We start from the raw sequence: 18739 nt of genomic DNA, 5'->3' as shown, positions 1-18739 counted from the left end.
ACCTCGATCAGAACTCTTCCCAGTCCTCGACCTTGGTGGCGAGGGCGGTGTTCCCGCGCGAGACCGGCGCCGAGGCGCGGCCCGGGCGGACGGCGGTGGCGGGACGGGCCGGAGCGCTGGAACGGGCGGGCGCGGCCATGGCCGCGGCGCCCAGCTTGAAGCGGCCGACCAGGGCCGAGAGCTCGCCCGCCTCGCCCTTCAGCGAGTGGGTGGCGGCGGTGGCTTCCTCGACCATGGCGGCGTTCTGCTGGACGACCTGGTCCATCTGGTTCACGGCGCTGTTGACCTGGTTCAGGCCCGTGGCCTGTTCGGTGGCCGAGGCCGAGATCTCGGTGACCAGGGTGTCGATGGCGGCCACCTGGTCGACGATGCGCTGCAGGGCCTCGCCGGTCTGGCCGACCAGGCTGACGCCGGCCTCGACCTGCTGGGTCGAGGTGGAGATCAGGGTCTTGATCTCCTTGGCGGCCTCGGCCGAGCGCTGGGCCAGGGCCCGGACTTCCTGGGCGACCACCGCGAAGCCCTTGCCCGCGTCGCCGGCCCGGGCCGCCTCGACGCCGGCGTTCAGGGCCAGCAGGTTGGTCTGGAAGGCGATCTCGTCGATGACGCCGATGATCTGGCTGACCTGGTTGGACGAGGCCTCGATCTCGGTCATGGCGCTGACCGCCTGGCTGACGATCTGGCCGGACTTCTCGGCGTCGCCGCGGGCGACGGCGACCACCGACGAGGCCTCCTTGGCGCCGGCGGCGGTCTTGCGGACCGTGGCGGTGATCTCGTCCAGGGCGGCGGCGGTCTCTTCCAGCGAGGCGGCCTGCTGCTCGGTGCGGCGCGACAGGTCGTCCGAGGCCGAGGCGATCTCGTCCGAGCCGCTGTTGACGCCGCCGGTGGCGACCGAGATGGCCTGCATCGCCTCCTGCATGCGCTGGGCGGCGGCGTTGAAGTTGGACTTCAGGCTCTCGGCCTTGGGCGAGAACGGAATGGTGATCCGGTGGGTCAGGTCGCCGCCGGCCAGGCGGTCCAGGGCTTCGTTCAGGGCGCCGATATTGACCGCGTCGCTGCGCTCGACCTCGGCCTTCTCGTCGGCCACGGCGGCGCGCTCGGCCTCGGTGGCGGCGCGCTGATCGGCGGCGGCGCCCTCCAGGCGGATCTTCTCCAGCGCGGCCTGCTTGAAGGTCTCGACGGCGGCGGCCATCTGGCCGATCTCGTCCTTGCGGCCGGCGGCCGGGATGACCACGCTGTTATCGCCCGAGGCCAGGCGGCGCATGGCGGCGGTCATGGCCGCCACCGGTCCGGCGATGCCGCCGGTCAGCAGCAGGCCGCCCGCCACGGCCATGGCGATGGTCACGCCGATGCCGATGACCAGGGCCAGGGTGGTCTCCAGCGAGGCCTTCTTCTGGGCGGCGGCCTCGGTGGCCAGCACGGCCTCGGCGTCCTTGGTGATGTCCTCGATGGCGTTCTCGACCGGCTCGACGGCCTTGTCGGCGACGCCGTCGTGCTTGACCAGCTCGACCGCCTGCGGACGGGTCAGCGGGTCGCGGCCCAGGCTCTCGCCCGGCTCGATGGCCTGGGTGCGGTAGTTGGCGTAGGCGGCCTCGACGGCGGCCACGCGGGTCAGGTCGGCCTGGTCGCCGTCGGCCAGCTTGCGCAGGTCGCCCAGGGCGGCCAGGAACTTCGGCTTGTGGGCCTCCTCCAGGCGCTTGACGTAGTATTCGTCGCCCGACAGCAGGAAGCCGCGCAGCGAGTTCTCCTGGCGGGTCAGGCGGAAGGCGGCGGTGTCGGCGGCCCGCAGGGACTCGTAGGCCCGTTCGGTGCGCGCGACCGAGCCCTCGTATTCCATCTGGTTGATGAAGAGCGTGACGCCCATCGCCACGATCGTGGTGAGCATTACGGCGAACACAGCCAGCAGCTTGTGCGGAATTTTCAGGTCGCCGAAGTTCATAGCCACGCTCCATTGAGGTCGCGACGCAAAACTTCATGGACCACGGGTATTTAGCAGCAGCCTTGAAGCACGCGTCACTCGACCCATCACTGGAGCGCCAAGGTTTCCACGACATTAACTGTACTGTGGCGCAACGTCGCAGCTACATATTCTATTCCTCGATAATAACTGCGTTCACCGAAATAACTCTTATCCAAGATTGTATCCGCCAAAGGACGCGGAGCCGCCCTTGGCGGAAAACCACCTCAAGTGGCGCACGGGCGTCCGACGAAAAATCTCGCCGGACGCGCGACTTTTCCTAGTGGGCCTCGTCCCAGTTGGCCGCGGCCCGGGCCTCGACCGTCAGCGGCACCGAGATGGCCACCGCCGGTTCGGCCGCGCCCTGCATGATCTCGCGCGCCACCGCGATGGTGGCCTCGGCCTCGGCTTCCGGGGCCTCGAAGACCAGTTCGTCGTGCACCTGCAGCAGCATCTTGCTGGACAGCCCCGCCGCCTTCAGCGCGCCTGGCATGCGCACCATGGCCCGGCGCATGACGTCGGCGGCCGCGCCCTGGATCGGCGCGTTGATCGCCGCCCGCTCGGCGAACTGCCGGTGGGCCACCGACTTGCCGCCGATGTCGGGGATGTTGATCTTGCGGCCGAAGATGGTGGTGACGTAGCCGTGCTCGCGCACGAAGGCCTTGGTCGCCTCCATATAGGCCTGGATGCCCGGAAAGCGCTCGAAATAGGTCTTGATATAGGCCCCGGCCTCGCCCTGCGGGATCGACAGCTGGTTGGCCAGGCCGAACGCGCTGATGCCGTAGACGATGCCGAAGTTGATGGCCTTGGCCCGGCGGCGCACCTCCGAGGGCATGCCCTCGATCGGCACGTTGAACATCTCCGACGCGGTCATGGCGTGGATGTCCAGTCCCTCCTGGAAGGCCGTCTTCAGCTGCGGGATGTCGCCGATGTGGGCCAGCAGGCGCAGCTCGATCTGGCTGTAGTCGGCGCTGATCAGCACCTTGCCCGGCGCGGCCACGAAGGCCTTGCGGATCTTGCGGCCCTCCTCGGTGCGGATCGGGATGTTCTGCAGGTTGGGGTCGGACGACGACAGGCGGCCCGTCGTGGTCGCCGCCAGGGCGTAGGAGGTGTGGATGCGGTTGGCCCCGCCCGGCGCGATCGCGGCGATCAGGTTCTCGGTGTAGGTGCCCTTCAGCTTGGACAGCTGGCGCCAGTCCAGCAGCACGCGCGGCAACTCGTGCTCGTTGGCCAGGGCTTCCAGCACGTCGCTGTCGGTGGACCACTGGCCGGTGGCGGTCTTCTTGCCACCCTTCAGCTGCATCTCGCCGAACAGCACGTCGCCGATCTGCTTGGGGCTGCCCAGGTTGAACGGCCGGCCGACCAGCTCCTGGGCCTTGGCCTCGAACTCGGCCATGCGCATCGAGAACTCGTTCGAGAGCCGGCGCAGGGTGTCGGGATCGACGCGGACGCCCTCGTTCTCCATGGCCGCCAGCACCGCCGGCAGCGGACGCTCCAGGGTCTCGTAGACGGTCAGCAGTCCCTCGGCGGCCAGGCGGGGCTTGAGCACATTGTAGAGCCGCAGGGTGACGTCGGCGTCCTCTGCGGCGTAGGCCGTCGCCTCGTTCAGACCCACGTGCTTGAAGCTGATCTGCGCCTTGCCCGTGCCGGCCACCTGCTTGAACGGGATCGGCTTGTGGCCCAGCCACAGCTCCGACAGCTCGTCCATGCCGTGGCCGTGCAGGCCCGCTTCCAGCACGTAACTGATCAGCATGGTGTCCTCGATCGGACCCACCTCGATCCCGTGGCGGGCCAGGACGGCGATGTCGTACTTGGCGTTCTGGGCCACCTTCAGCACCGCCGGGTCTTCCAGCAGCGGCTTCAGCGCGGCGATCGCTTCCTCGAGCGGGATCTGTACGAGATCGGCCGCGGCCTCCAGGGCCAGGCCGTCCTTCTCGCAGTGGCCGACCGGGATGTAGCAGGCCTCGCCGGGCGCGATCGCCAGCGACACGCCGCACAGGCCGGCGGTGGCCGAGGACAGGGCGTCGGTCTCGGTGTCGAACGCCACGATCCCCTTGGCCGCGGCCTTGGCGACCCAGGCGTTCAGCGTCTCGATGTCCTGGATGCGGACATAGGCCGTGGTGTCGATCATGGCCGGGTCGGCCACCGGATTGGCCGCCGCCCGGGCGGCGGCGCCCATGTAGGACACGCCCAGCACCGGCGCGGTCGGGGTGCTGACCGGACGGTCCAAGGTGCGCGGCGCGGCCGCGGCGTTGCCGTCGCCGACCCGGCGGGCCAGGGAGCGGAACTCCATCAGCTCCAGGAAGTCGGCCAGCACGGCCTTGTCGGGCTCGCGCACCACCAGGTCGTCGATCGGCTCGGGCAGCGGGGTGTCGCAGTCCAGCTTGACCAGCTGGCGCGACAGCCGGATCTGGTCGGCATACTCGATCAGGGTCTCGCGGCGCTTGGGCTGCTTGATCTCGCCGGCCCGGGCCAGCAGCGTGTCGAGGTCGCCGTATTCGTTGATCAGCTGGGCGGCGGTCTTGATGCCGATGCCCGGCGCGCCCGGCACGTTGTCGACGCTGTCGCCGCACAGCGACTGCACGTCGACCACCCGCTCGGGATAGACGCCGAACTTCTCGAACACCTGCTCGCGGTCGATGCGCACGCCCTTCATCGGGTCGAACATCGAGACGCCCTCGCCGACCAGCTGCATCAGGTCCTTGTCGGACGAGACGATCACCGCCTCGCCGCCCAGGTCGCGGGTCTTGCAGGCATAGGCGGCGATCAGGTCGTCGGCCTCGTAGCCGGGCAGCTCGATGGCCGGCACGCCGAACGCGCGGGTGGCCTCGCGCACCAGCGGGAACTGCGGGATCAGGTCCTCGGGCGGCGGCGGGCGGTGGGCCTTGTACTTGTCGTAGAGCTGGTTGCGGAACGTCTTCTCGGAGTGGTCCCAGATCACCGCCAGGTGGGTGGGCGCATCGCCCTGCATGTCGCGCATCAGCTTCCACAGCATGTTGCAGAAGCCCTGGACGGCGCCCACCGGCAGGCCGTCGCTCTTGCGCGTCAGCGGCGGCAGGGCGTGGTAGGCGCGGAACAGATAGGCCGAGCCGTCGACCAGGAACAGCCGCACGGCGGGGCCGTCCTGGGTCATGGGACGGTCTGCTTCCGGAGCAGCGGCGGAATCGGGCGCGAGGGTGTCGGTCATGGCCGGGAAGATAGGCGGTCAGGGGCGAAGCGGAAACACCTCAGGCGGTCGCGCCATGCTGGCGCTTGTCATCAAGGGCGCCTATGCTCGCCCCTAGGCTGCATGCGTTGCGGCCCGTACGCGTATCGGGGGGATTATGAGCGTGAGACTTCTGGCGGCCCTGGCCGCGACGGCCTTGGCGGTCGCGACGCCTTCGGTCGGGCTGACGGCGGACGAGACCCTGGCCCAGCCGATCTTCGACCAGCGCGCCAAGCCTCAGGACGTCGCCGAGGCCTATCCCAAGGCCGCCTTCGCCGAAAAGGTTTCCGGCGACGTCGATCTGGATTGCACCGCCGATGCGAGCGGTCGGCTGTCCGACTGCAAGGTGACCAGCGAGGAGCCCGCCGGCAGAGGCTTCGGCGCGGCGGCCCTCGCCCTGTCGGCCAAGGAGCGGGTCAAGGCCAAGGACGCCGCCGGCGTTCCCATCGCCGGGCGGCGGTTCGAGCGGACCTACAGCTTCCTGGCCCCCGGCGACTCCAACGCCGACTGGATGGCCAAGCCCACCGCCGCCCAGTTGCTGGGGGTCTATCCCGTCGCGGCGCGCCGCAAGCCGCCCGCCAACGCCCGGGCGACGATCGCGTGCAAGGTCAATGTGGAGGGCTTCCTCCGCGACTGCAAAGTCGTGCAGCAGGTACCGGAGAACATGGGCTTCGGCGCGGCCGCCCTCCAGCTGTCCTCGCTGTTCCGCATGAAGCCCAAGATCCGCAACGGCAAGCCCAAGGAAACCGAGGTCACCATCCCGGTCGTCTGGTCGGGGTTCGAGAACATGCCCCAGCCCGCGGGGCCGGCCAACACCCTGGTGCTGGACCCGCCGTGGGCGAGCACGCCTTCCAGCGCCCAGGTGCGCGCAGCCTGGCCGGCCGACGCCAAGGGCGCCACGACCGGTCAGGTGGTCCTGCGCTGCGACCTGAACAAGACCGGCGGCCTCACCTCCTGCGAGGTGCATTCGGAGCTCCCGGCCGGCAAGGGCTTCGGCAAGGCGGCCCGCTCGCTGGCCCCCGCCTTCAAGGTCTCCTTCCAGCCGGACCAGGTGAAGACCCTGGGCGACTACACCGTCGACGTGCCGTTCCACTTCCGCGATCCGACGGGCCCCGACAACCGCAAGATCACCGCGCCCAAATGGATTCGCACCCTGACGCCCGAGGGCATGGCCCTGGTCTATCCCCAGGCCGCGATGAAGGCCGGGGTCAACACCGGACTGGGCGTGGTCGCCTGCGTCGTCGACACCCAGGGCGCGCTGACCGATTGCCAGGTCCGGCGCGAGGACCCCGCCGGCCTGGACTTCGGCGCGGCGGCCATGGAGGCGGTCAAGCTGATGACCATGAATCCGTGGAGCAAGGAAGGCGAGCCGCTGGACGGCCTGCCCATCGTCCTGCCGATCCGCTTCAACTGGCAGCCCGACCCCGCGCCGCCGCCTGTGGCCGCCAAGCCCTAGCCGAAGCGGGCGTTGAGGTCGGGCAGCCCCTGGCTCGACGCCGCGTAGCCGGTGGTGTCGCCGTCGGCCAGATAGGTCCGGGTCGCGGCCAGCATCGCGCCGTAGGCCGCGCGGAACGGGCCGGTGGCCGAGCTGAGGCGGCGCACGCCCAGCTCCGCCAGGCGCTCGGCCGACGGCATGCCCGGGCGGCCCATGGCGTTGACCGGCAGGGCGATCCCGGCGGCCAGCTGGGCCAGCAGGTCCTCCTCGACCGGCATCGGCACGAAGATGCCGCTGGCCCCGGCGTTCTTGTAGAGCGCCGCGCGGCGCAGGGTCTCGGCCAGGGCCGCCTCGCCCTCCGCGAGGTTGGCCAGATAGACGTCGGTGCGGGCGTTGATGAACAGGTCCACCCCCGCGCCCTGGGCGGCAGCGCGGGCGGCGGCGATCTTGCGGGCGTGCAGGTCCGGATCGCGGCGGCCGTCCTCCAGGTTGATCCCCACCGCCCCGGCCCCGACCACCGCCTTGACGGTCTCGGACAGCTCGGCGAGGTCGTCGGTGTAGCCGCCCTCGATGTCGGCGGTCAGCGGGACCTTGATGACCCGGGCGGCGCCGGCGATCACGTCGATCAGGGTCGCGACCGGCAGGGCGTCGCCGTCGGCGTAGCCCCGGCCCCAGGCCACGGCGGCGCTGGAGGTGGCCACGGCCTTGGCCCCGGCGTCCTCCATCAGGGCGGCGCTGGCCGCGTCCCAGGCGTTGGGCAGGACCAGCACGTCCGGTCCGGCGTGCAGGGCGTGGAACTGGTCGGCGGTCGTGGTCATGGCGGCGGCTCCGATGGCTCTGGCGGGCGGAGTATCGAGCAATCCAGCCCTAGTCGTCTCGCGGAAATCGGACCTTGATGACCCGCTGCTGACAGCCCGTGGCGACAGGCGCCCGCTGGCGGGGCGGACGCCGAAATATGGCCGACGCGTCGTAATGCCGCCTTGGCGAAGTCCCATTGGCTGGCCTAGAGGCAAGAGGTTCGCCAGGGCCGCAAAAAACGGGAACCTCCCCCTCTCCCGGGCTTTGGTTTGGACGACCCGAAACACAGGAAGACCCTGGCCCATGGTTTCATGGAAGAAGATCCGCGTCGGTACGGCGCTTTTCGCCGCCACCCTGACCACCGCCGGCGTGCTGGCCGTGGCTCCCGTGCACCACGTCGCGCCGACCGCCGGCCCGACCAGCGAGCCGGTGAAGCTGACTCCTCCCCTGATGCCCGCCGAGGCCGGCAAACCCCTGCCGAAAACCATCCTGACCTAAGGAGAGGGCGAGGCCCGTTCTCCGGGCCCTCTCGTTTTCGGAGCATTTGGGCGCTATGGAGCGCCCATGCCGTTCACCGCCACCGTCCTGACCATGTTCCCCGAGGCCTTTCCCGGCCCGCTCGGCGTCTCGCTGATCGGTACGGCGTGGAAGGAGCAGGACCTGTGGCGATTGGAAACACTGGACATTCGGGGGTTTTCCAAGGATAAGCGCGGCTTCCTCGACGACACCCCCGCGGGTGGAGGCGTGGGAGCCGTACTCAAAGCGGACGTCATCGCCGCCGCGCTGGACAGCGTGGACCTCGGCGGGCGGCCGCTTTTGTACATGAGCGCCCGGGGTCGGCCCCTGACCCAGGCGCGCGTCAAGGAATGGGCCAAGGCGCCGGGCGTCATCGTCCTGTGCGGCCGTTTCGAGGGGGTGGACCAGCGGGTGCTCGACGCCCGGGGGTTCGAGGAGGTCTCGGTCGGAGACGCTGTTCTTGCCGGTGGCGAGGCAGCGGCGATGGTCGTGATCGAGGCGTGCGTTCGATTGGCTCCAGGGGTTCTGGGCAATTTCGAGAGCACGCAGGAAGAGAGCTTCGAGGACGGCCTCCTCGAGCATCCGCAGTACACGCGACCGCGGACGTTCGAAGGCTTGGACATCCCCGAGGTGCTGCTGTCGGGCGACCACAAGAAGGTGGCCCAGTGGCGGCGCAATATGCGTGAAGAGACCACCCGCGAGCGGCGTCCAGACCTCTGGGAAGCGCATCTCGCCAATCAACAGGCAAAAGGCGACCCGAAAACGGGTAAGCCCAAAGGAGACTAGACCATGGCTAAGAACATCATCGCCGAACTCGAGCAGGAAGAAGCCGCCCGTCTGCTGGCGGCCCGCGCGATCCCGGACTTCGAGCCCGGCGACACCCTGCGCGTCAACGTGCGCATCAAGGAAGGCGAGCGCGAGCGCGTCCAGGCCTACGAGGGCGTCTGCATCGCCCGCGCCGGCGGCGGCGTGCACGAGAGCTTCACCGTCCGCAAGATTTCGTTCGGCGAAGGCGTGGAGCGTCTGTTCCCGCTGCTGTCGCCGAGCATCGAAAGCATCGAAGTCAAGCGTCGCGGCGTCGTCCGTCGCGCCAAGCTGTACTACCTGCGCGACCGTCGCGGTAAGTCGGCCCGCATCGCCGAGCGTTCGAACGTCCGCAAGGTGGAAGCCGCCGACGCCGAATAAGGCTCGCGATCTTCGAGACGAACGAGGCCCCGGCGGAGACGCCGGGGCCTTTTTCTTTGGCCGTTTTCGAGCGCCGTTTTCCCTGACCGCCCAAGGGATTCTAAGGCTAAGCTATTGCGCAACCATACGAATATATTGACAAAACGCCGTTCTTTAGTGTTTGGTAAATGCACCCCCACCGCTTTGCGACGGGCTTATAGACCGCCCCCTTGCTAGGGAGTGGCCCTCTTCGGAAACGGCGTCATGGCCACCGAAGGAAATGCGATATGAGGGCGCGCCGAAAACAGATGGCGCGCCCTCTTTGCGTCTGGGGGCATGCCCTTGAGGATTGGGGGACATGCCCTCGCGGCGTGTCCCCATCGGCATCCACCGATCCAGGACCTTGGGACACGCCGCAAGGGCGTGTCCCCGTCACCTGACCGTCACGCGGCGTTGAGGCGGCCGCCGCTTGGGCGCGGGCCCGGTCTGCCGGGCGTCGCGGCGATCGCGCATCCGCTGCAGCCGCTTGCGCACCCGCTCGTCGCGCAGCACGGCGGCCGGCACGTCGGTCAGCATCCTCAGGCCGGCGATCGGCGAGACGTTGCGCACGTCGCGCCGGGCCTGGGCCAGCACCTCGCCGACCATGACCCGGCTGTCGATCTCGCCCGCCTCCTTGACCATGGCCAGACGGTGCAGGGCGTAGAGGCCCAGGATCGCGGCGATCAGGAAATAGAAGTCCCAGTTCGACACCCGCAGCGGCATCAGGGTCAGCACGTCGCCGGGACTGGTCCAGCGGACCAGGATCTCCAGCCGGCGGGCCGCGAAGAAGTCGGCGAACACCCCGCCCAGCAGCGGCGCCAGGCCCGCCGCCGCCGAGCTGATCAGGGCGTTGGCGGCGATATAGGCCGTGGCCGAGCCGCGCGGCGACAGCTTCAGGGCGATGTTGCCCGACGACAGGGTCACCCCGGCCGTCGCCAGGCCCATCAGGGCGTGCAGGCCCACCAGATAGGCCATCACCCAGAACCGATCCTGGATCTGCGAGGCCCCGACCATGGCCGCGATGCAGACGATGAACAGCGGGGCGGCGACGGCCAGCACCGACTTGTTGGCGAAGCGGTCCGACAGCAGGCCCCACGAGCGCAGGGCCAGGACGTTGGTCGCCTGACTGACCACGCTGAGCACCACCACGAAGGTGACCGACAGGCCCAGCTGCTTGACGAAGAACACCGTGAAGAACGGCGTGGCCAGGTTCACCGCGAACTGCCAGCTGGCCAGGAAGGCGATCAGCCGCCGGAAGTTCACGTCCTTCAGCGGCGCGCGCAGCAGGGGCAGCAGCTTCACCCGCTCGGCCGGGGCGGGCATCTGCGGCTCGGGCGTCAGGGCCAGCTCGCGGCAGCTGAGCAGGCCCGCCAGGAAGGCCGCGCCGTAGAGGCCGGCGAACACGAAGGGCCGCAGGACCGAACCCTCCGGCGCGCGGTCCAGGGCCACGGCGGCGGCGAGGCTGGCGACCAGGCCGACGAGGGTGGCGTTGATCGTCCGCTTGGCGAAGATCTGGCCCATCCGCTGCTCGGGCGCCAGGTCGCGCACCCAGGCGTTCCAGGCGCAGCCGCCGAAGGTGGCGATCCCGCAGTAGAAGACCTGGGCCGCCACCAGCCCCGCCAGGGCCAGCTTGCCGCCGCCGGTCAGGGCCAGCAGCGCCATGCCGACCAGGGCGCAGCGGCTGATCAGGCTGGCCAGCACCGAGATCCGCTTGCGGGTCCGCAGCCCCTCGACCATCAGCACGCCGGGCAGCTGCAGCAGCTGGACCCAGAAGGTGATCGCCGCCAGCAGGCCGATGGTGGTGTTGGACGCGCCCAGCTGCAGGGCGAAGGCGGTCAGGATGACGCCGCTGGTCACCGCCGTGACGGCGTTGGACCAGCCCGCCTCCCGGACCAGATGTCGCAGGCCGCGCTCGCGGTCCTCGTCGCTCAGGCTGGGCGTAGGGGCAAGAAACATGCGCAGCAAGGCCTCTGCATAGCTCCGCCGAGGCAAGTTTCACTTGGCTTGCCGCCGCCGGGCGTGAATTTTGGCGTTTCCTCGCTTTACGCGCCCGTCCTCAGGGCCTAGATGCCCGGGTATCATGACCCGCGCACCGAAGACCCTCTACGACAAGATCTGGGACGCTCACGTCGTCAACGAACAGGACGGCGAAGCGATCCTCTATATCGACCTGCACCTCATCCACGAGGTGACCACGCCGCAGGCCTTCGCCGGCCTTCGCGCGGCCGGCCGCAAGGTGCGCCGGCCCGACCGCACGCTCGCCGTGGCCGACCACAACATCCCGACCGAGGGCCAGGCCAAGGGCGTCGACGCCGTGGCCGACGACGAGGCGCGCCTGCAGCTCAAGACCCTGGCCCGCAACGTCGAGGACAACGGCATCGAGTTCTTCCCGATGGGCGACATCCGCAACGGGATCGTCCACGTGGTCGGCCCCGAGCAGGGCCGCACCCAGCCGGGCATGACCATCGTCTGCGGCGACAGCCACACCTCCACCCACGGCGCCTTCGGGGCTCTGGCCCACGGCATCGGCACGTCCGAGGTCGAGCACGTCCTGGCCACCCAGACCCTGCGCCAGGAGAAGGCCAGGAACATGCTGGTCCGCGTCGACGGCCAGCTGGGCCCCGGCGTCACCGCCAAGGACGTGGCCCTGGCCGTGATCGGCGAGATCGGCACGGCCGGCGGCACCGGCTACGTCATCGAGTTCGCCGGGCCGGTGGTCCGCGACCTGTCGATGGAAGGCCGCATGACCCTGTGCAACCTGACCATCGAGGGCGGCGCCAAGGCCGGCCTGGTGGCGCCGGACGACAAGACCTTCGCCTACATCCAGGGCAAGCCCTCGGCGCCGAAGGGCGCGGCCTGGGACATGGCCCTGGCCTACTGGAAGGGCTTCGTCAGCGACGAGGACGCCAAGTTCGACCGCACCGTGGTCATCGACGGCTCGGCCCTGGTCCCGATGGTCACCTGGGGCACCAGCCCCGAGGACGTCATCCCGGTGACCGGCAACGTGCCCGACCCGGAAAGCTTCGCCACCCCGGACAAGCGCGCCGCCGCCCACCGGGCCCTCGACTACATGGGCCTGAAGGCCGGCCAGCCGATCAGCGAGGCCCGCATCGACCGGGTGTTCATCGGCTCGTGCACCAACAGCCGCATCGAGGACATGCGCGCGGCCGCCGCCGTGGTGCAGGAAGCCTTCCTGCACGGCCGCCTGGTGGCCGAGCACGTCAAGGCCATGGTCGTGCCGGGCTCGGGCCTGGTGAAGGAACAGGCCGAGGCCGAGGGGCTGGACGCCATCTTCAAGGCCGCCGGCTTCGACTGGCGCGAACCGGGCTGCTCGATGTGCCTGGCCATGAACCCCGACAAGCTGGCCCCACAGGAGCGCTGCGCCTCGACCAGCAACCGCAACTTCGAGGGCCGCCAGGGCCGCGCCGGCCGCACCCATCTGGTCTCGCCGGCCATGGCGGCGGCGGCGGCGATCGCCGGTCATCTGACCGACGTGCGCGCCCTGTTCGAGGAGACGAACTGATGCAGGCCTTCACCCGTCTCGACGGCCGCGCCGCCCCCCTGTCGCTGGCCAATATCGACACCGACCAGATCATCCCCAAGCAGTTCCTCAAGACCGTGGAGCGCGAGGGGCTGGCCAAGGGCCTGTTCTACGACTTCCGCTTCGACGGCGACGGGAACGAGATCGCCGACTTCGTGCTGAACCGGCCGGAGTACAAGGGCTCGTCCGTGCTGATCGCCGGCGACAACTTCGGCTGCGGCAGCTCGCGCGAGCACGCCCCCTGGGCGCTGATGGACTTCGGGATCCTGTGCGTGATCTCGACCAGCTTCGCCGACATCTTCAACAACAACTGCTTCAACAACGGCCTGCTGCCGGTGGTGCTGAAGCCCGAGGAAGTCGCCCAGCTGATGGACGAGGCCAAGGGCGGCAACCACATGGTCAGCGTCGACCTGGCGGCCCAGACCGTGGTCTCGCCCTCGGGCAAGAGCTTCCATTTCGACATCGATCCCGTCCGCAAGGACAAGATGCTCAAGGGCCTGGACGCCATCGGCGAGACCCTGCAGCACGCGACCGACATCGACCTGTTCGAGAGCAAGCGGGCGCTGGACCGGCCCTGGCTGGAAGCCTGATGCCCAAGTCCGGCACGATCATCCTGGCCGGCACGATCCGCGTCGCGCCCGAGCGCCTGGTCGAGCTGCGCCCGCACCTGAAGGCCCAGGTCGAGGGCAGCCGGGCCGAGCCCGGGTGCCTGGACTACGCCCTGACCGAGGACCCGCTCGATCCGGGCCTGATCCGGGTCTACGAACACTTCGTCGACGAGGCGGCCCTGGCCTTCCACCGCGCCGCCCCGCACATGGCCGCCTGGCGCGCCTGCTGGCCCGAACTGGGCGTGGGCGAGCGCCGCATGTCGTCGTTCGACGTCTCAGACTACCGCGAAATCTGATCTAGAGAGCCTTCCACCATGTCCACGCTCCTGCTCCTGCCCGGCGACGGGATCGGCCCCGAGGTCTGCGCCCAGGTGCGCCGGGTGGCCGCCGTCCTCACGCCCGACCTGAACGTCGAGGAGCGGATCTATGGCGGCGCCAGCTACGACGCCCACGGCACGCCGCTGACCGACGAGGTCCGCGACGCGGCCCTGGCCAGCGACGCGGTGCTGATGGGCGCGGTCGGCGGTCCGCAGTGGGCGAACGCTCCCCGCCACCTGCGCCCGGAAGCCGGCCTGCTGAACCTGCGCAAGGCCATGGACGTCTACGCCAACCTGCGCCCCGCCTACTGCTTCGCGGCCCTGGCCGGCGCGTCCAGCCTGAAGACCGAGCTGGTCTCGGGCCTGGACGTGATGTTCGTGCGCGAACTGGTCGGCGGCGTCTATTTCGGCCAGCCGCGCGGCGTCGAGACCCTGCCGGACGGCCAGAAGCGCGGCTTCGACACCGCCGTCTACACCACCAGCGAGATCGAGCGCGTCGGCCGCGTGGCCTTCGAGCTGGCCCGCGGCCGCACCAACAAGGTCCACTCGGCCGAAAAGTCGAACGTCATGGAGTCGGGCCTGCTGTGGAAGCAGGTGATCACCGAGCTGCACGCCCGCGAATATCCGGACGTCCAGCTGGAGCACATCCTGGCCGACAACTGCGCCATGCAGCTGGTCCGCGCGCCCAAGCAGTTCGACGTCATCGTCACCGACAACCTGTTCGGCGACATCCTGTCGGACGCGGCGGCCATGCTGACCGGCTCGCTGGGCATGCTGCCCTCGGCGGCGATCGGCGATCCGGACAAGCCGGGCCTCTACGAGCCGATCCACGGCTCGGCCCCCGACATCGCCGGCAAGGGCGTGGCCAACCCCCTGGCCGCCATCCTGTCGTTCGAGATGGCCCTGCGCTGGTCGCTCAAGCGCCCCGAGGCCGCCGCCGCCCTGCTGGCGGCGGTCAAGGCGGCCCTGGACGGCGGGGCCCGCACCCGCGACCTGGGCGGCGAGCTGTCGACGGCCCAGATGGGCGATGCGGTGCTGGCCAAGCTCTAGCGGCGAACACTTGCCCCCTACGGACCGCTACACGGTCGTCTTCCCCCACAGGGGGAAGAGCCCCGCCGCCGACGTCGCGTTTTAGGCTCCGCCCCCTCTGGGGGCGGACAGACCGCGTAGCGGTCAGGTGGGGGCAAGTGCGAGCCTTCACGAACCGAGCAAGCGCCCCTACCCTCCTCCCAACGAGAAAAGGGAGGAGCGGGCATGATCCCGGGCCTGATGCAGACCGCGCCGCTGCTGATCAGCGGCATCGTGACCTACGCCGCCCAAGCCCACGGCGGGCGCGAGATCGTCTCCAAGCTGATCGACGAGCCCAACTGGCGCTACGACTATGCGGGCCTCCTCCGCCGCTCGGCCCAGCTGGCCCACGCCCTGGCCCGCCTGGGCGTGGGGCCCGGCGACCGGGTCACCTCCCTGGCCTGGAACACCCACCGGCACCTGGAACTGTTCTACGCCGTCCCCGGGATCGGCGCGGTGCTGCACACGGCCAATCCGCGCCTGTTCGACGAGCAGATCGTCTACACGATCAACCACGCCGAAAGCGCGGTGCTGGCCTATGACCGGAACTTCGCCGAGTTGGTCGACCGGATCGCCCCGCAGCTGACCACGGTGAAGACCTTCGTCATGCTGTCGAGCCCGGAGCGAACGATCCCCGGCCGGGTCGGCGCCCTGTCCTGCGAGGCCCTGATCGCCGACGAGCCCGCGACGATCGACTGGCCGAGCTTCGACGAGAACGCCGGCGCCTTCCTCTGCTACACCTCGGGCACGACGGGCGATCCCAAGGGGGTGCTCTATTCGCATCGCGCCGTGGTGCTGCACGCCATGGCGGGCGGCCTGAACAGCGCGTTCGGCTTCACCGCCTTCGACGTGGTGATGCCCTGCTCCAGCCTCTACCACGCCACCGCCTGGGGCGTGCCGTTCAGCGCCCCGATCTGCGGGACCAAGCTGGTCCTGCCCGGCGACAAGATGGACGGCGCTGCGCTGCACGACCTGATCCAGGGCGAGGGCGTCACCTTCACCGGCGGGGTGCCGACCATCTGGACGATGTACCTGGACTGGCTGGAGAAGACCGGCCAGCGGCCGGACACCCTCAAGCGGGTGGTGATCGGCGGCAGCGCCGTGCCGCGCGCCATGGCCGAGACCTTCAAGACCCAGTACGGCGTCGACGTGCTGCAGATCTGGGGCATGACCGAGACCTGCCCGATCGGCGTGGTCGCCACCCCCACCCCGTCCCTGGCCGCCCTGGGTGAGGACGCCATGAACGACGCCATCTGGACCCGCCAGGGCCGGCTGCAGTTCGGCATCGAGCTGCGGGTCGAGACCGACGACGGCCAGGCCGCCCCGCGCGACGGCGAGACGTCGGGCGCCCTGAAGGTGCGCGGCCCCTGGGTGGTGCGGCGCTACTTCCGCAAGGACCAGGACGCGGCCCAGGCCGACGGCTGGTTCGACACCGGCGACATCGCCACCCTGGACGAGCACGGCTTCATGCGCATCACCGACCGCCAGAAGGACGTCATCAAGTCGGGCGGCGAATGGATCAGCTCGATCGACCTGGAGAACATCGCCGCCGGCTGTCCGGGCGTGAAGATCGCCGCCGTGATCGGCGTCCCTCATCCCAAGTGGGAAGAGCGGCCGCTGCTGGTGATCGAGGCGCACGACGGCGCGTCGGTGGGCAAGGCCGAGGTGCTGGACTATCTGGCGCCGAGGATCGTGAAGTGGTGGACCCCGGACGACGTGGTCTTCGCCCCGGTGCCGCTGACCGCGACGGGCAAGATCGACAAGAAGGTCCTGCGGGAGGCGTGGCGGAGGCATTTGATGGGCTAGAGCGGCGAACACTTGCCCCCTACGGACCGCTTCGCGGTCGTCTTCCCCCACAGGGGGAAGAGCGCTCCGCCCCCTACGGGGGCGGACAGGCGGCGAAGCCGCCAGGTTGGTGGGTGCGCCGCAGCCTCTAAGCCAGCGTCCGCACCTTCGGCTCCCGATCCCAGAACCGCTTGGCGGCTGCGGCGATGAAGTCGGCACCCAGGCCCACGACGCCCTCGTCCGGCTCCACGCCCGCCTTGTCCAGCAGCGGCCTGGCGGCGTCCGTCGCGCCGATGGCCTTGAGATGCCCGAAGGCGTCCATGACGAACTGCACGGCGGCGGCTTCCTTGAGCAGGGCCGTGCAGCCGGTGTCGGACAGCACCAGGGCGACGGCGTCCACCGTCACCGAGGGCGTGCCCGCCAGCTGGCCGTCGGCCGGGATCAGCGTCCCGTCCGCGCCCTTGGCCCCGCCGATCTTCGGCGCGATGACCTTGGCGACCGCACCCGCCTTCCTGATCGCCGCCTTCAGCTTGTCGACCGCCGCGCCGTCGGAACCGTCGGCGATCAGGACGCCGATCACGTGGCCCTTGATGTCCTGGGGCGCGCGCGGGCCGTTGACGATCCGCAGGGCCGGCGACGGGTCCAGGTCCTGCACCGCCACGGCCGACTTCGAGGCCTTGGGCACGGGCATGTTCAGGCCCGCCCCCACGCGCTTGGCCAGGTCCGGATCGACATTGACCAGGTTGCCCATCATCCGGGTCCGCACCGCCTCGATGCCCACCTTCGACAGCTCGAACACCAGGGCCGAGGCCAGGTGGGCCTGTTCGGCGGGGTCCAGCGACCGGAAGAACAGCCGCGCCTGGCTGTAGTGGTCGGCGAAGCTCTCGGGCCGGATCCGCAGCTTGTCGCCCTGCTCGTTGTCGCCGTCGGCCGCCCCGAAGGTCTTGAAGCCGGTCACCGGGCATTCGCGCGGGCCGCCGATCTCGCCGGCCGTCTCGGCCAGGCTGTTGGGCTCGTAGTTGGCGCGGCCCTTGGGCTGCAGCATCTGCATCTGCCCGTCGCGCTGGAAGTTCATCACCGGGCACTTGGGCGCGTTGATCGGGATCTGGTGGAAGTTGGCCGTGCCCAGCCGGCTCTTCTGGGTGTCGAGGTAGCTGAACAGCCGCCCCTGCAGCAGGGGGTCGTTGGTGAAGTCGACGCCCGGCACGATGTTGCCCGGGCAATAGGCCACCTGCTCGGTCTCGGCGAAGAAGTTGTCCGGCCAGCGGTCCAGCACCATTCGGCCGACGATGCGCACCGGCAGAACCTCCTCGGGGATGATCTTGGTCGGGTCCAGCACGTCGAAAGGCAGGCTGTCGGCGAAGGCCTGGTCGAAGGTCTGCAGGCCCAGCTCCCATTCGGGGAAGTCGCCGCGCTGGATCGCCTCGAACAGGTCGCGGCGCTGGAAGTCCGGATCGGCGCCGGCCAGCTTCACCGCCTCGTCCCAGATCGTCGAGGCCACGCCCTGCTTGGGCTTCCAGTGGAACTTGACGAAGGTCGACTTGCCGGCCGCGTTGACCAGTCGGAAGGTGTGGACGCCGAAACCCTCCATCGTGCGCAGCGAGCGCGGGATGGTCCGGTCGCTCATGGCCCACATGATCATGTGGGTGCTCTCGGGCATCAGGCTGATGAAGTCCCAGAAGGTGTCGTGGGCGCTGGCGGCCTGCGGGTAGCCGCGATCGGCCTCCATCTTCACCGAATGGACCAGGTCCGGGAACTTCATGGCGTCCTGGATGAAGAACACCGGGATGTTGTTGCCCACCAGGTCCCAGTTACCTTCCTGGGTGTAGAACTTCACGGCGAAGCCGCGCACGTCGCGCGGGGTGTCGACGCTGCCCGCGCCGCCGGCCACGGTCGAAAAGCGGGTGAAGACCGGGGTCTTCTCGCCGGCCCGCTGGAAGAGGTCGGCCTTGGTCAGGTCGGCCAGCGACTCGTAGAGCTCAAAGAAGCCGTGGGCGGCCGAGCCGCGGGCGTGGACGATCCGCTCGGGGATCCGTTCGTGGTCGAAGTGGAAGATCTTCTCGCGAAGGACGAAGTCCTCCAGCAGCACCGGCCCGCGCTCGCCGCTCTTCAGCTGGTTCTGGTTGTCGGAGACCCGGATGCCCTGGTTGGTGGTCAGGTGGCCCTCGGGGCTGTGGGGGCCCTTTTCCGGCACGTGCTGATGGGTCTCGCCGCCGGCGCCCACCTCGGTCTTGAAGTCCTGCTGATCGGCCATGGCCCGTCTTCCCTGGATGCGACGGGGATGACGCCCAGCCCCGCGTTGGCAACGG

Annotated in this window: 14 protein-coding genes; 9 read left to right on the top strand and 5 right to left on the bottom strand. The window is 69.6% G+C overall.

The genetic code is table 11. The annotated features are described in order from the left end of the window. Nucleotides 1-7: 7 nt before the first annotated feature. Nucleotides 8-1936 (bottom strand): methyl-accepting chemotaxis protein, encoded by a 1929-nt coding sequence (locus tag BR39_RS0110565; RefSeq protein WP_029911064.1) that lies wholly within the window; start codon nt 1934-1936, stop codon nt 8-10. Between the two features lie 298 nt (nt 1937-2234). Beyond that, a complete protein-coding gene (gene polA / locus BR39_RS0110560) occupies nt 2235-5141 on the bottom strand; it encodes a DNA polymerase I (RefSeq protein ID WP_029911061.1) in 2907 nt (968 codons plus the stop codon). A gap of 136 nt (nt 5142-5277) precedes the next feature. On the opposite strand from polA, the gene BR39_RS25745 reads away from it, so the two are divergent. Then, the gene (locus BR39_RS25745) at nt 5278-6615 is read left to right on the top strand and encodes an energy transducer TonB (protein ID WP_029911057.1); all 1338 of its coding nucleotides are present in this window, start codon (nt 5278-5280) and stop codon (nt 6613-6615) included. Here BR39_RS25745 and BR39_RS0110550 read toward each other — a convergent pair. Continuing rightward, the gene (locus BR39_RS0110550) at nt 6612-7412 is read right to left on the bottom strand and encodes an isocitrate lyase/phosphoenolpyruvate mutase family protein (RefSeq protein WP_029911055.1); all 801 of its coding nucleotides are present in this window, start codon (nt 7410-7412) and stop codon (nt 6612-6614) included. The two genes, BR39_RS25745 and BR39_RS0110550, sit on opposite strands and share 4 nt — an antisense overlap. A 283-nt stretch (nt 7413-7695) precedes the next feature. Between BR39_RS0110550 and BR39_RS0110545 the strand changes: the two genes are divergently transcribed. The 3 genes from BR39_RS0110545 (at nt 7696) to rplS (ending at nt 9093) form a co-directional block, all read left to right on the top strand. Beyond that, nucleotides 7696-7890: a hypothetical protein gene (locus BR39_RS0110545; protein ID WP_029911052.1), complete on the top strand. Its 195-nt coding sequence runs from the start codon at nt 7696-7698 to the stop codon at nt 7888-7890. 66 nt (nt 7891-7956) lie between these two features. Continuing rightward, nucleotides 7957-8694 carry a tRNA (guanosine(37)-N1)-methyltransferase TrmD gene (trmD, locus tag BR39_RS0110540; RefSeq protein WP_029911050.1) on the top strand — a complete coding sequence of 246 codons (738 nt, stop codon included), beginning with the start codon at nt 7957-7959 and terminating at the stop codon, nt 8692-8694. 3 nt (nt 8695-8697) lie between these two features. After that, nucleotides 8698-9093, top strand: a complete 396-nt coding sequence (rplS, locus tag BR39_RS0110535) for a 50S ribosomal protein L19 (RefSeq protein WP_029911047.1) — start codon at nt 8698-8700, stop codon at nt 9091-9093. Nucleotides 9094-9504: 411 nt separating this feature from the next. Here rplS and BR39_RS0110530 read toward each other — a convergent pair whose 3' ends face one another. Beyond that, complete coding sequence (locus tag BR39_RS0110530; protein ID WP_156035690.1) at nt 9505-11067, bottom strand: MFS transporter; 1563 nt, start codon at nt 11065-11067, stop codon at nt 9505-9507. 124 nt (nt 11068-11191) lie between these two features. Between BR39_RS0110530 and leuC the strand changes: the two genes are divergently transcribed. The 5 genes from leuC (at nt 11192) to BR39_RS0110505 (ending at nt 16451) form a co-directional block, all read left to right on the top strand. Beyond that, nucleotides 11192-12634, top strand: a complete 1443-nt coding sequence (gene leuC, locus BR39_RS0110525; protein ID WP_029911042.1) for a 3-isopropylmalate dehydratase large subunit — start codon at nt 11192-11194, stop codon at nt 12632-12634. Then, on the top strand, nt 12634-13242 hold the full coding sequence (leuD, locus tag BR39_RS0110520) for a 3-isopropylmalate dehydratase small subunit (protein WP_029911039.1): 609 nt from the start codon (nt 12634-12636) through the stop codon (nt 13240-13242). Before leuC ends, leuD begins: the two co-directional genes overlap by 1 nt. Beyond that, nucleotides 13242-13556: a putative quinol monooxygenase gene (locus tag BR39_RS0110515; protein WP_029911035.1), complete on the top strand. Its 315-nt coding sequence runs from the start codon at nt 13242-13244 to the stop codon at nt 13554-13556. The genes leuD and BR39_RS0110515 overlap by 1 nt, the downstream gene beginning before the upstream one ends. An 18-nt stretch (nt 13557-13574) precedes the next feature. Further along, nucleotides 13575-14627 (top strand): 3-isopropylmalate dehydrogenase, encoded by a 1053-nt coding sequence (gene leuB, locus BR39_RS0110510; protein WP_029911032.1) that lies wholly within the window; start codon nt 13575-13577, stop codon nt 14625-14627. A 204-nt stretch (nt 14628-14831) separates the two neighbouring features. Then, nucleotides 14832-16451 carry a long-chain fatty acid--CoA ligase gene (locus BR39_RS0110505; RefSeq protein WP_029911029.1) on the top strand — a complete coding sequence of 540 codons (1620 nt, stop codon included), beginning with the start codon at nt 14832-14834 and terminating at the stop codon, nt 16449-16451. Nucleotides 16452-16578: 127 nt separating this feature from the next. Here the strand turns inward: BR39_RS0110505 and BR39_RS0110500 are convergent, their stop codons facing one another. Further along, entirely contained in the window at nt 16579-18684 is a 2106-nt protein-coding gene (locus tag BR39_RS0110500) for a catalase (RefSeq protein ID WP_029911026.1), read from the bottom strand. Nucleotides 18685-18739: the final 55 nt, after the last annotated feature.

The organism is Caulobacter sp. UNC358MFTsu5.1, assembly GCF_000712075.1.
Classification (GTDB): domain Bacteria; phylum Pseudomonadota; class Alphaproteobacteria; order Caulobacterales; family Caulobacteraceae; genus Caulobacter.
This window is presented reverse-complemented; position numbering and strand designations above follow the sequence as displayed.

Bases quoted from the DNA above. Each gene is read 5' to 3' on its own strand.
- leuC (WP_029911042.1), top strand. From the start codon at position 11,192: ATGACCCGCGCACCGAAGACCCTCTACGACAAGATCTGGGACGCTCAC.
- leuB (WP_029911032.1), top strand. From the start codon at position 13,575: ATGTCCACGCTCCTGCTCCTGCCCGGCGACGGGATCGGCCCCGAGGTC.
- BR39_RS0110565 (WP_029911064.1), bottom strand. From the start codon at position 1,936: ATGAACTTCGGCGACCTGAAAATTCCGCACAAGCTGCTGGCTGTGTTC.
- BR39_RS0110530 (WP_156035690.1), bottom strand. From the start codon at position 11,067: ATGTTTCTTGCCCCTACGCCCAGCCTGAGCGACGAGGACCGCGAGCGC.
- BR39_RS0110500 (WP_029911026.1), bottom strand. From the start codon at position 18,684: ATGGCCGATCAGCAGGACTTCAAGACCGAGGTGGGCGCCGGCGGCGAG.
- BR39_RS0110550 (WP_029911055.1), bottom strand. From the start codon at position 7,412: ATGACCACGACCGCCGACCAGTTCCACGCCCTGCACGCCGGACCGGAC.
- BR39_RS25745 (WP_029911057.1), top strand. From the start codon at position 5,278: ATGAGCGTGAGACTTCTGGCGGCCCTGGCCGCGACGGCCTTGGCGGTC.
- leuD (WP_029911039.1), top strand. From the start codon at position 12,634: ATGCAGGCCTTCACCCGTCTCGACGGCCGCGCCGCCCCCCTGTCGCTG.
- polA (WP_029911061.1), bottom strand. From the start codon at position 5,141: ATGACCGACACCCTCGCGCCCGATTCCGCCGCTGCTCCGGAAGCAGAC.
- BR39_RS0110515 (WP_029911035.1), top strand. From the start codon at position 13,242: ATGCCCAAGTCCGGCACGATCATCCTGGCCGGCACGATCCGCGTCGCG.
- trmD (WP_029911050.1), top strand. From the start codon at position 7,957: ATGCCGTTCACCGCCACCGTCCTGACCATGTTCCCCGAGGCCTTTCCC.
- BR39_RS0110545 (WP_029911052.1), top strand. From the start codon at position 7,696: ATGGTTTCATGGAAGAAGATCCGCGTCGGTACGGCGCTTTTCGCCGCC.
- BR39_RS0110505 (WP_029911029.1), top strand. From the start codon at position 14,832: ATGATCCCGGGCCTGATGCAGACCGCGCCGCTGCTGATCAGCGGCATC.
- rplS (WP_029911047.1), top strand. From the start codon at position 8,698: ATGGCTAAGAACATCATCGCCGAACTCGAGCAGGAAGAAGCCGCCCGT.